Source organism: Agrobacterium sp. 22-223-1 (assembly GCF_053522385.1).
Window position 1 is genome coordinate 1,743,562 of record NZ_JBNWCN010000001.1, and the last position, 12,034, is coordinate 1,755,595.

The 12,034-nt window shown below is 60.2% G+C and carries 11 protein-coding genes; 9 read left to right on the forward strand and 2 right to left on the reverse strand.

Annotation, left to right across the window (positions count from 1 at the left end; genetic code table 11):
• Positions 1-125: 125 nt before the first annotated feature.
• Positions 126-1,601, reverse strand: coding sequence for an NAD(P)H-hydrate dehydratase (locus tag ACQZ60_RS08640; RefSeq protein WP_448735066.1), 1,476 nt, complete (start codon positions 1,599-1,601; stop codon positions 126-128).
• A 358-nt stretch (positions 1,602-1,959) separates the two neighbouring features.
• Here ACQZ60_RS08640 and ACQZ60_RS08645 point away from each other — a divergent pair, with 358 nt between their 5' ends.
• From ACQZ60_RS08645 to hspQ, 4 genes are all read left to right on the forward strand, one after another.
• Positions 1,960-2,298 carry a P-II family nitrogen regulator gene (locus tag ACQZ60_RS08645; protein WP_003515720.1) on the forward strand — a complete coding sequence of 113 codons (339 nt, stop codon included), beginning with the start codon at positions 1,960-1,962 and terminating at the stop codon, positions 2,296-2,298.
• Between the two features lie 71 nt (positions 2,299-2,369).
• Complete coding sequence (gene glnA, locus ACQZ60_RS08650; RefSeq protein ID WP_003523416.1) at positions 2,370-3,779, forward strand: type I glutamate--ammonia ligase; 1,410 nt, start codon at positions 2,370-2,372, stop codon at positions 3,777-3,779.
• A gap of 100 nt (positions 3,780-3,879) precedes the next feature.
• On the forward strand, positions 3,880-4,800 hold the full coding sequence (locus ACQZ60_RS08655; protein ID WP_448735067.1) for a DMT family transporter: 921 nt from the start codon (positions 3,880-3,882) through the stop codon (positions 4,798-4,800).
• A gap of 88 nt (positions 4,801-4,888) precedes the next feature.
• Positions 4,889-5,218, forward strand: coding sequence for a heat shock protein HspQ (gene hspQ, locus ACQZ60_RS08660; RefSeq protein WP_020809184.1), 330 nt, complete (start codon positions 4,889-4,891; stop codon positions 5,216-5,218).
• Positions 5,219-5,310: 92 nt separating this feature from the next.
• Here hspQ and ACQZ60_RS08665 read toward each other — a convergent pair whose 3' ends face one another.
• Positions 5,311-5,967: an invasion associated locus B family protein gene (locus ACQZ60_RS08665; RefSeq protein ID WP_003523420.1), complete on the reverse strand. Its 657-nt coding sequence runs from the start codon at positions 5,965-5,967 to the stop codon at positions 5,311-5,313.
• A 307-nt stretch (positions 5,968-6,274) separates the two neighbouring features.
• Here ACQZ60_RS08665 and ACQZ60_RS08670 point away from each other — a divergent pair, with 307 nt between their 5' ends.
• From ACQZ60_RS08670 to ACQZ60_RS08690, 5 genes are all read left to right on the forward strand, one after another.
• On the forward strand, positions 6,275-8,122 hold the full coding sequence (locus tag ACQZ60_RS08670; protein ID WP_448735068.1) for an extracellular solute-binding protein: 1,848 nt from the start codon (positions 6,275-6,277) through the stop codon (positions 8,120-8,122).
• A gap of 45 nt (positions 8,123-8,167) precedes the next feature.
• The gene (locus tag ACQZ60_RS08675; RefSeq protein ID WP_003523423.1) at positions 8,168-8,836 is read left to right on the forward strand and encodes a DsbA family oxidoreductase; all 669 of its coding nucleotides are present in this window, start codon (positions 8,168-8,170) and stop codon (positions 8,834-8,836) included.
• A gap of 51 nt (positions 8,837-8,887) precedes the next feature.
• Positions 8,888-9,820 carry a DMT family transporter gene (locus ACQZ60_RS08680; protein ID WP_174056941.1) on the forward strand — a complete coding sequence of 311 codons (933 nt, stop codon included), beginning with the start codon at positions 8,888-8,890 and terminating at the stop codon, positions 9,818-9,820.
• A gap of 111 nt (positions 9,821-9,931) precedes the next feature.
• Positions 9,932-10,759 carry an oxidoreductase gene (locus ACQZ60_RS08685; RefSeq protein WP_448735069.1) on the forward strand — a complete coding sequence of 276 codons (828 nt, stop codon included), beginning with the start codon at positions 9,932-9,934 and terminating at the stop codon, positions 10,757-10,759.
• An 85-nt stretch (positions 10,760-10,844) separates the two neighbouring features.
• Positions 10,845-11,783 carry an AraC family transcriptional regulator ligand-binding domain-containing protein gene (locus ACQZ60_RS08690; RefSeq protein ID WP_448735325.1) on the forward strand — a complete coding sequence of 313 codons (939 nt, stop codon included), beginning with the start codon at positions 10,845-10,847 and terminating at the stop codon, positions 11,781-11,783.
• Positions 11,784-12,034 lie beyond the last annotated feature (251 nt).

Genomic DNA, 12,034 nt, shown 5'->3' on the forward strand with positions numbered 1-12,034 from the left:
TCGCGCTGGATCCCGAAGCCCGGGGTGACGGGGTGCGGATGATAAAACTGTGGTAAGATCGCAGGTTCAGCGAGCGGCCAGCAAAGACCCGGTTCACAGGCCTGCCCCAACACAATCAGGCCAAGTCACCCAAACGGCCGAACCGCATGGGCAAGGTCTTCCGCCGTTAAGCCGTCTCCCGCCCGGTGGCCGGCCTCCCCATGCAGCCAGACCCCGGCTGCGGCCGCCTCGAAGGCGGGAGCTCCCTGCGCCAGCAGCGCGCCGATGATACCGGCCAGCACATCGCCTGATCCAGCCGTCGCAAGGCTCGCGGGAGCATTGGTGTTGACCAGCGCCCGGCCATCCGGCGCGGCAATCACCGTATCCGCGCCCTTGTAGACCAGTACAGCACCACTGCGCGCTGAGGCGACCTGCGCCTTCTCGATCTTGCTCAGCATCTTGTCGGCGGCAAGATCGGGAAACAGTCGTGCAAACTCGCCCTCATGCGGTGTCAGCACGAATTTGCCCGTGCCTGACGTGACATGCGCAAACAGGTCCTCCTTATGATCCCTGAAAGCGGTGATCGCATCGGCATCCAGCACGACCGCCTTATCTCCAAGCAGGGATACGAAGCGCCGCGCCTTTTCGAGATCGCCGAAACCCGGGCCGATAACGAAAGTGCCATGACGCCCATCGTCCAGCCACGACCGCAGATCGTCGGCATCGTCCACCGGTGCGTTCATCACCGCCGTCAGCGTGACGGAGAGCACGTCGAGCGCTTGCCTCGGCGCAGCGATGGTGACGATCCCCGCCCCCGCCTTCAGTGCCGAAAGCGCGGTCATGCGGCTTGCGCCCGTCGCATGGGCCGGGCCGGAAAAGACGGTCAGATGCCCGCGACGGAATTTATGGGTTTCCATATCGGCATGAGGCAAGGCATCCCGCCAGATCAGCGGATCATTTTCCGCCACCGATCCCGCATGGGCATCAAGGATGCGGGACGGAATGCCGATATCGAACACCTCGAGCGTTCCACAAAGCTCCCGCCCCGGCATCAGCAGATGACCCGGCTTGCGCGCCATGAAGGTCACCGTCCGCTCGGCCCTGAACGATGCCCCGAGAGGCACGCCCCGCCTGCCGCAGAGGCCCGAGGGCAGGTCGACGGCGAGAACCGGCACCTTCGCCCGCGTGACCGCCTCGATCACCCGTATGAGTTCCTGCGGAACATCGCGGGACAATCCGGCCCCGAACACCGCATCGATCACCACGTCGCCGGCAAGAGGCGAATAGCCCTCAAGCGGCAGCGGCGCCGCGCCGCTCCGCTCGAATGCCGTCCGTGCATCGCCCCTGAGTGCGCCGACATCGCCGAGATGATGAACCGCGACGACCGCCCCGCTCTGCAAAAGCGCCCGCGCCGCCACATAACCATCACCGCCATTGTTGCCGCCGCCGCAGAGCACGACGAAACGCTGCGCCTGCGGATAGTGACGCAGCACCGAGGCGGCGACCGCCTGCCCCGCCCGCTCCATCAGGTCATAAAGAGGAATGCCGGATTGCCCGGCCGCCGCATCGATGCGGGCCATGGCAACAGGGTCGATCAGGAAGAGGCGCCGGAGGGATTTCATGGCCCGATCATCCCTTCAAAACGCCGGAAAGGCAATCGATACAAAAATAAGCAAATAGCCATGTCTAAATAATAGACAAATGCATAAAATATAAACAAACAGCCATTGCTCTACTCACGCCTTTGCAAATATTCAAAAAAACTAAAATAATACAAATTCACAGAAATGCTGATGGATTTTTCGGGTTTCCGCGAGAAATTGGCTGGAAAAGCGCAAAAAGCGAATGCATTTTGTGTCGGAAAGCCGGGGGATCGAAGTTTTTTCTTCAAGCCCGCTTCCGATCTGGCACAATACGTGCATTCTTGTGGCAGAGCGGGAGTTACCTGCTTTAACGGGAGAAGCGGAGAGATATTTTCTCATGAAAAAGATCGAAGCGATCATTAAGCCTTTCAAGCTCGATGAAGTGAAGGAAGCCCTTCAGGAAGTCGGACTTCAGGGAATCACGGTCACGGAAGCAAAAGGCTTTGGTCGTCAGAAGGGCCACACGGAACTCTACCGCGGAGCAGAGTACGTCGTGGACTTTTTGCCGAAAGTGAAAGTCGAAGTCGTATTGGCGGATGAGAATGCGGAAGCCGTCATCGAGGCGATCCGCAATGCGGCGCAGACAGGACGTATCGGCGACGGAAAGATTTTCGTTTCCAATGTCGAGGAAGTCATCCGCATCCGTACCGGTGAAACAGGCGTGGACGCCATATAATCAAGAACGTCCCGAGCCGGGGAGGCTTGGGTTTTCACCTCGTCATCATCACACTCAAGGAAAACGTTTAAATGACGACCGCAAACGATATCTTGAAGCAGATCAAGGATAACGACATCAAGTTCGTGGACCTGCGCTTTACCGACCCCAAGGGCAAGCTGCAGCACGTCACCATGGATGTTGTCTGTGTGGACGAAGACATGTTCGCCGATGGCGTCATGTTCGACGGCTCCTCGATCGCCGGCTGGAAGGCCATCAACGAGTCCGACATGGTGCTGATGCCCGATCCGGCCACCGCCCACATCGACCCGTTCTTCGCCCAGTCCACCTTGGTCGTCCTTTGCGACATCCTCGACCCGGTTTCGGGCGAAGCCTATAACCGCGACCCGCGCGGCACCGCCAAGAAGGCCGAAGCCTACCTCAAGGCGTCGGGTATCGGCGACACCGTTTTCGTTGGCCCGGAGCCGGAATTCTTCGTCTTCGACGACGTGAAGTACAAGGCCGATCCCTATAACACCGGCTTCAAGCTGGATTCGTCCGAACTGCCGTCCAACGACGACACGGATTACGAGACCGGCAACCTCGGCCACCGCCCGCGCGTCAAGGGCGGTTATTTCCCGGTTCCGCCGATCGACAGCCTGCAGGACATGCGCTCCGAAATGCTGACGGTTCTGGCCGAAATGGGCGTGGTCGTCGAAAAGCACCACCACGAAGTGGCCGCCGCACAGCACGAGCTGGGTGTGAAGTTCGACACGCTGGTATCCAGCGCCGACAAGATGCAAATCTACAAGTACGTCGTGCACCAGGTCGCCAATGCCTATGGCAAGACGGCAACCTTCATGCCGAAGCCGATCTTCGGCGATAACGGCTCGGGCATGCACGTTCACCAGTCGATCTGGAAGGGCGGCAAGCCGACGTTTGCGGGCGACGAATATGCCGGCCTCTCCGAGACCTGCCTCTATTACATCGGCGGCATCATCAAGCACGCCAAGGCCATCAACGCCTTCACCAACCCCACCACCAACTCCTACAAGCGTCTGGTGCCGGGTTATGAAGCGCCGGTTCTGCTCGCCTACTCCGCGCGCAACCGTTCCGCATCGTGCCGTATTCCCTTCGGCTCCAACCCGAAGGCAAAGCGCGTCGAAGTCCGCTTCCCGGACCCGACCCAGAACCCCTATCTCGGTTTTGCGGCCATGCTGATGGCCGGCCTCGACGGCATCAAGAACAAGATCCACCCCGGCAAGCCGATGGACAAGGACCTTTACGACCTTCCCGCCAAGGAACTGAAAAAGATCCCGACCGTCTGCGGCTCGCTGCGCGAAGCGCTGGAAAGCCTCGACAAGGATCGCAAGTTCCTGACCGCCGGCGGCGTGTTCGACGACGACCAGATCGACTCGTTCATCGAGCTGAAGATGCAGGAAGTCATGCGTTTCGAAATGACCCCGCATCCGGTCGAATTCGACATGTACTACTCGGCCTGATCGGCCTTTGGAGCGCTCCCATCGGGGCGCTCCATCCATTCCGGCGGTTTTCCCTGGAAAGCCGCCGTTTTCTTTTGAAGCCCAGCCATCATTGCGAAGAATGTCGAACAAGCCAGCCTCTCAGCAAACCCGCCTTTCGGACTGGCTCATCTTTCTGGCGGTGCCGTTCTTTTTCTCCAGCAATGTCATTTTCGGCCGTGGCGTCGTCGGCGAAGTCTCGCCTTTCATCGCCGCCTTCATCCGCTGGATCGGCTCGACCCTCATCATCGCCCCCTTCATGATCGCCGACTGGCGCAACTGCCTTGCCTTCGTGCGGCGGAAAACGCTGCTCTGGCTCATCCTCGGCATTCTCGGCATGGGCATCTGCGGCGGCGTGGTCTATTGGGGGCTGACCATGACGACGGCCGCCAACGGCACGCTGATCTACACCACGTCCTCGCTGTTCATCATCCTGTTCCAGCGCGTCTTCCAGGGCCGCCCGATCCGGAAGCTGGAAGTGGCGGGCATGGTCATCGCCTTTGCCGGCGTGGCGGCCATCGTGCTCAAGGGCAATATGTCCGCTCTCTGGCACCTGAATTTCAACATTGGCGATTTCGCGATCCTGACGGCGGCCATTGCCTTTGCGGTCTATTCGCTGCTGCTGCGCGATCCCGCCGCACGGCAGATGGCCTCTTTCAGCCTTTTCGGCCTGATCGCCTTTTCCGGCGCGCTCGTGCTTCTGCCGCCGGCGGCGCTGGAACTGGCGCAGGGCGGCATGTTGCCTGCCACGCCAATGGCATGGGCCAAGATCGGCGGCATCATCCTGTTCGCCTCACTATTGGCCTTTTATTGCTTCACCCATACGGTGCGCGTCTTCGGTCCCGCCACGGCTGGCATCACGCTTTACATGATGCCGCCGGTCTCGATCCTCATGGCCACGCTGTTCCTGGGGGAGACTTTCGAGACCTATCACGCCATCGGCATCGTGCTGGTTACCGGCGGCGTCATCATCGCCACCGCGCCCATTGGCAGAAGGCGCTGAACGCTAACGGCAGACCGGCGCCAAAACCGCTAGGTCTTGATATTTCGCATTCCGATACCAACTAGTATTGGGAAAGGAAGTACATGCCATGAAACAAAGAAACGCAAAATTCACGCTTGGCGAAATCGTCCGCCACAAGGTGTTTCCGTTCCGCGGTGTGGTGATCGACGTGGACCCGGAATATGCCAATACCGAGGAATGGTGGAACGCCATCCCTGCGGAAATCAGGCCGGATCGCGACCAGCCCTTCTATCATCTTCTGGCTGAAAACGAGGAGACGGAATATGTCGCCTATGTTTCCGAACAGAACCTCGTCCACGACGAAAACGAGACGCCGCTTAGAAATCCCAATATCGGCCGCATCTTCGACAAGGCGCCGAACGGCGAATGGCGCCCGAAAATATCGACGGCGCATTGACGCCCGCCAACTTTCTCCCCTCCCTCCCAGGGGCATAAAAAAACCGGTCTGTCGCCAGACCGGTTTTCCTGTTTTTGGAGCTTACGCTGCGATCAGGGCTTCGGCGCGCCCTTGGCAGCGTCCTGTGCGGCTTCCAGCTTCTTGCGAGCCTCTTCAGCCTTCTTCTGCATGCCTTCCTGCAGGCTGCGCTGGCTTTCGGCAAGCTGCGACTGGGTGATCGCCGGGCCGTCATAGGCGCCGGTGAAGCCGGAGAGCGCGATCTTGATGGGGTTCGGCGCGCGGCGGAAGTTGATGGACGTGAAGACCACCTCGCTACCCTTCTTCAGGGAAGCAATCATGGCGTCCGTCAGCGGCACTTCGGCCGTGCACTTATCGGGAAGGCAAACGGCGTAATCGAGCTTCTGGCCCTTGCCGCCGTCGATCTGCATCATCACGCCCGGAGGAACGAGACGCGCGGTCGGAACGGAGACCTGCAGCAGCTTGCGGTTGACCTTGCCTTCAACGGTGATGAGGCCGACGGCGGTGATCATCTGGCCGTTCTGGGCAAGGACCACGTTCTGCACGACGCAGACATCGTTGTCTTCCTGCTTGGAGCAGGTCTTGAACCAGCCGAGCGGCGGAGCGCCAGCGCCCTGAGCGGCGGGCGCGGCATCCTGCGCCTGCGAGATGGCCGGAGCGGACATTGCGCCGAGAGAAAGGACCAGAGCGGACAGAGCCGTCCGGGTGAATGTGTTTGCCTTGTGCATCATAAGAGTTCCGTCTCCTGAATGTCTGCCAGAACAGAACCGCAAGATCCTGTTCGCCGATGGCGGTATCCTTCTGCCCGTTCAACTGTCGTTTAAATGAGGCAAATGCGTGACCCGTCTCTTCCGGTCCCCCTGTTACATGCCGATCGCGGCGATATCCAGCACTTCTTTAACTTTTTCTTGAGCTGACCCAAGATTTCCCGCCGTTGCATGGGTCATGCAATGTCCGTGTGCTACATATCTGCCAGAATCATGACGATAAACCGGTCAGGTCCACATATCGGACTGACCGTTGAGACAGGATAGTGACATGCGCAACCTTGCGGCCCTCATCCCCGCATTGTTCCTTCTGGGATCATCCCTGCTTCCCGCCGGAACCGCCCTGGCACAGCCGCTTCACGGCATTTCCATGCATGGCACGCCCGCCCTGCCGGCAGATTTCCGCCACCTCCCTTACGTCAATCCGGACGTGAAGAAAGGCGGCCGCATCTCCTATGGCGTCGTCGGCACCTTCGACAGCCTCAATCCCTTCGTTCTCAAGGGAATGCGCACCACCGCACGCGGCGTCTGGGACCCGGAATTCGGCAATCTTCTTTACGAACCGCTGATGCTGCGCTCCAGCGACGAGCCTTTCAGCCTTTACGGCCTGCTCGCCGAAACCGCGGAGTGGGATGAGGAGCGCAGCTTCGTCCAGTTCAACCTCAACCCGAAGGCAAAATGGTCCGACGGCGAGCCGGTGACCGCGGATGACGTGATCTTCACCTTCAATCTCCTGAAGGAAAAAGGCCGCCCACCCTTCAACACCCGCCTGGACGGTGTGGCGAAGCTGGAAAAAATCGGCGATCGCAGCGTGCGTTTCACCTTCAATGACAAGGCGAACCGCGAAACGCCGCTCATTCTCGCCTCCTCCACCCCGATCCTGCCGAAACATGCGATCGATCCGGAAAAATTCGAGCAAGCAGGGCTGGGGCCAGTTATCGGCTCCGGTCCATACCGAATCAAAACCCTGCGGCCGGGCGAACGAATCATCTGGGAGCGGAACCCGGACTATTGGGGCAAGGATATTCCGGGCAAGGTCGGCTTCGACAATTACGACGAGATCAGCGTCACCTATTTCCTTCAGGTCACCACCATGTTCGAGGCCTTCAAGAAGGGCGATATCGACATTTATCCTGAAGGCGACGCCATCAACGGCACTTCCGATACCTCCCACTGGGGACAGGCTTACAATTTCCCGGCCGTCCATCGCGGCGATATCGTCAAGGACGTCTTCCAGCCGCGCCTGCCCACCGGCATGTTCGGCCTCGTTTTCAACACCCGCCGCGCCGTCTTCGCCGACGAAAAGGTGCGCGAGGGCCTGTCCTATGCGCTCGATTTCGAATGGATGAACAAGAACATCCTCGGCGGCTCCTTCAAGCGCACGCAGAGTTACTGGCAGAACTCCCCGCTTGGCGCCTATGGCAATGCCGCCGACAAGCGCGAGCTTGCCCTGCTTGGCGACGCGGCGAAAACCATGCCGCCGGAACTGCTGGCGGGAACCTATGCCATGCCGACCACCGATAGCACCGGCGCGGACCGCAAAGTTCTGAAAATGGCCGTCGACAAGCTGAAAGAGGCTGGCTACAGCATCAAGAACGGCAGGATGTCCGACGCCAACGGCCGTCAGCTTGCCTTCGAAATCATGACGCAGAACCCGGCGCAGGAGCGCATCGCGCTTGCCTATCAGCGTTCGCTCAACCTGATCGGCGTCGCCATGGGCATCCGCTCGGTCGATGACGGGCAATATCAGGCCCGCTCGAACAGCTTCGACTATGATATGATCATCCGCTCCCTGCCCTCCTCGCTTTCGCCGGGGATGGAACAGCTCAACCGCTGGAGTTCGCTCTCGCGGGAAGCGCAGGGCAGCTTCAACTATGCGGGTGCCGCAAATCCCGATATAGACCGCATGATCGAGGCCCTGCTGCAGGCAAGGTCGACGGAGGATTTTCAGGCGGCGGTGCGCGGTTACGACCGCCTTCTCGTTGCCGGCCACTATGTCATTCCGCTCTATTATATCGGCGCGCAATGGGTGGCCCGCTGGAAATATATCGACCGCCCGGATATGACGCCGATATCCGGCAATCAGAAACAGACCTGGTGGGATGCGCGGGCGCAATAAACCGCACCGCACCCATCCCCGGCAGAGAAAAGGGAAGATAAAACCATGGAACGCATCGTTATCGACGTCGTATCGGATATGGTCTGCCCGTGGTGTTATCTCGGCAAGGCAAGGCTCGATCTCGCCATTGCCGAGGTGCAGGACGAAATCAGCGTCGACGTGAACTGGCGTCCTTACCGCCTCAACCCGGATTATCCGCCTGAAGGCGTCGACCAGAAAGCCGCTCTCGAGGAAAAGCTCGGCAAGGAACGCCTCGAACAGGCGCATGCCACGCTGGTACAGCTCGGCAGGGAAGTCGGCATCAATTACGATTTCGATGCGATCAAGATCGGCCCGAACACGCTCGACGCCCATCGGCTGTCGCTCTGGGCGCATTCCGAAGGCCGCGACGTTCAGGAAAAGGTCGTCACCGCCCTGTTCAAGGCCAATTTCGAGGAAGGGCGCAACATCGGCGATCACGCAGTGCTGACCGATGTGGCCGAAAAATCCGGCATGGACGCCAAGGTCGTAGCCCGGCTTCTGGCCTCGGATGCCGACAAGGATACCGTCATCGCCGAAATTGATGCGGCGCAGCAAATGGGCGTCGCCGGCGTGCCCTTCTTCATCATCGACCAGAAATACGCCATAAGCGGTGCACAAACGCCGGATGTATTGATTGCTGCACTGCGGGATATTGCAAAAATCAAGGCGGACGAGCATAGATCGATGAACTGACGGTCAAACCACCGGCGGTTTTCATCAACTCGATTTTTCGCCGGTGTTTCCGTGTCCGACCAGACCCTGAAAGGCATTCTGCTCGCCTTTGCCGCCTTCGCTGCCTACGCCTGGAGCGATGCAAGCGTTAAACTAATAGAAGGCCAGATTTCGCCGATCGAATCGGCCTTCTTCGGCGCCCTTTTCGGCTTTGCCGCCCTGCCCTTCATCCGCAAACGCAACGACCGCTGGGTGGATATCGTCAGAACGACGAACCGCCCTTTGTGGATCATCCGCTTTTTTGCCGCCGGTACCGGCGCAGTCGGCAGCGTGACCGCTTTCACCCATCTTTCCATGGCGGAAGCCTTCGCGCTGATCTTCCTGCTTCCTTCCTTCGTCACCATCATGTCGGTGGTGTTCCTGAAGGAACAGGTTGGCATCAAGCGCTGGTCGGCCGTCATCATCGGTTTCCTCGGCGTGCTGGTCATCCTGCGTCCGGGCTTCCGCGAACTGGGCGTCGGCCATCTCGGCGCCATCATCGGCGGCTTCAGCGGTGCACTAAGCATCGTCATCTTCCGCGCCATGGGACCGTCGGAAAAGAACGTCTCGCTTTATGGTGCCGGCGTACTCGGCTGTCTCACCATAAGCGGCATCGCCATGGTGCCGACTTTCGTCATGCCAGCCGGCGAGCAATGGCTGCTGCTGGCGGGATATGGCCTGCTCGGCGCGCTTGGCAACGTACTGGTCATGTATGCCGCCCAATATGCGCCCGCCGCCATGATCGGTCCGACCCAATATAGCCAGATGCTCTGGGCCATCCTGTTCGGTTACCTGATTTTCGGCGACCGTATCGACGGTTGGATGCTGGTCGGCATCGCCCTCATCGTCGGCTCCGGCCTGTTGACGCTGATCCGCGAGAAGCAGAGAAAAGTGCCGCTGCCCGCTTCGATCGCTGCCACCGACCAGAACGTTGCCGTCGGCATCACGCCGGAAAATCCCTCATAAGGTTGAAAGACGAGACCTGGCGGCTTGCACCATAAATATGGCGTGTTCCGCCACTGCGATGGCACGATGCGCGACCTATGTTGGCCCTATCCAAGAGCAAGAGGTGCCAACATGAACATACGAACCCAACCGACCGCCCTCGTTACCGGCGCATCATCCGGCATGGGCAAAAGCATCGCCAAACGCCTGATCGCCGATGGCTATCTCGTCTATGTCGCCGCGCGCAGCCTCGACAGGATGGCGGATCTGGAAAAGCTGGGCGCGATTGCGCTGCGCATGGACATCTCAAGCGACGAAGATATCGTCGCCACCGTTGCCGCGATTACCGCACGATCCGGTGGCGTCGATGTGCTCGTGAACAATGCCGGCTACGGGCTCTACGGCCCCGTCGAGGAGATTCCGCTCGACGAGGCGCGCTACCAGTTCGAGGTCAACGTCTTCGGCACCGCGCGCCTGACACAGCTCCTTATGCCGGCCATGCGCGCAAGGGGCAAAGGCACGATCGTCAACATCACCTCGATGGGCGGTAAAATCTACACCGTTCTGGGTGCCTGGTATCATGCGACCAAACACGCGCTGGAAGGCTGGTCGGACAGTCTGCGGCTGGAAGCCGAGCCATTCGGCATCCGCGTCGTGGTGATCGAACCGGGCCTGATCGAGACCGGTTTCGGCACGGCCGCAGCGCAGGGTCTCCTCGAACGCTCGGCAAACGGCCCTTATGCGAAGATGGCGCAGAGCGTTGCGGCTTCCATGGACCGAAGCTACGGTAAGGGTATGGGCACCGATCCCGAGGTCATTGCCGACGTGGTGAGCAAGGCGGTCAGGTCCGCCCGCCCGAAGACACGTTATGCGGCCGGCAAATACGCCCGGCTGATGATCAGCGTGCGCAAATGGTTCGGCGACCGGGCCTTCGACAGGCTGATCAGAAGTCAGATGTAGAAAAAAGGCCGGAGGTCGGATCATGAGCAGGGATTTGAGCGACAGGTGCAGGCTGCCCCAGGCTTTCTGGCGGGCGGCGGAGCGTATGGGGCTGCCTGCCCCGGCCCTGCTGCGGCAGGCGAAGCTTCCCGCAACGCTGCACATCGCCCCGGACGCATGGTTGACCACGGCGCAATATTTCGACCTGTGGCGGGCGGTCGAGGACCTGTCGCAGGATCCGGCCATCGGCCTCCGGATGACGGTCGAGACAGACACGGCGATGCATCCACCCGCCACCATGTCAGCCTTCTTCGCCCGCGACTATCGCGACGGGCTGCACCGGCTGGCCCGCTTCAAGCGGCTGTGCACCCCGGAAGAGCTTTCGGTAACGGAAAGCGGCGGCGAAGCCCGGATTGCCGTAAGATGGTTGCACACTGACGAGGCCGAGCCGGATGCTGCGGCCGACGTCACTTTCGCCGCCCTTCTCGAACTGGGGCGGCGGGGCACCGGCAGACATGTCACCCCGGTTCGAGTGGAGATGATTCGCCGTGGACCTGTTTCCGACGTCCATCGGAGTTATTTCAACGCACCCATCCGCACCGGCTGTCCGCAGAATGCCATGGTGCTGAAACGCGACGATCTCGATCTTCCATTCGCCGGGCATAATCCCGAACTGTTGGCCATACTGGAACCTGCACTTGCGGCCTCCCTTGGGGAGATCGAGGCGCAATCCTCGCTGCCGGAGCAGGTCAAGATTCTGATCAAACGCCGCATCGCAAGCGGCAAGCCGGAGATTTCCGAGGTGGCGCGCGAACTCGGCATGAGCGAAAGAACCCTGCAGCGTCGTATCACGGAACAGGGATCGAACTATCGAGCGCTCATTGAGCAGGCGCGGCAGGAACTCGGCCGCGACCTGCTTTCAGACAAACGCAACGGAATTGAAGAGATAGCCTTCCTGCTGGGTTTCCAGGACACAGGCTCGTTCTATCGGGCGTTTCGAACCTGGGAAGGCGTGACACCAGCCCAGTGGCGAGGGATGCACTGACATTGGACAGAGCGCCGCCAGCGACCCGGCCGAAGGCCGGAAGCTGCGTTTTGCTTTCCGCGTCGGTGTTGGCTTTGGGGAGGTTGTCCATTGACAGCGGACTGAGGCGCGTGGGGCTTTACCCCCCCTCTGCCCTGCCGGGCATCTCCCCCTCAAGGGGGGAGATCGATCTGCGGCAAAGTCTCGCACATCTCGAAGCTTGCAAATGAAGCGATGAAAGAGCCTCTTGCCGATCTCCCCCCTTGAGGGGG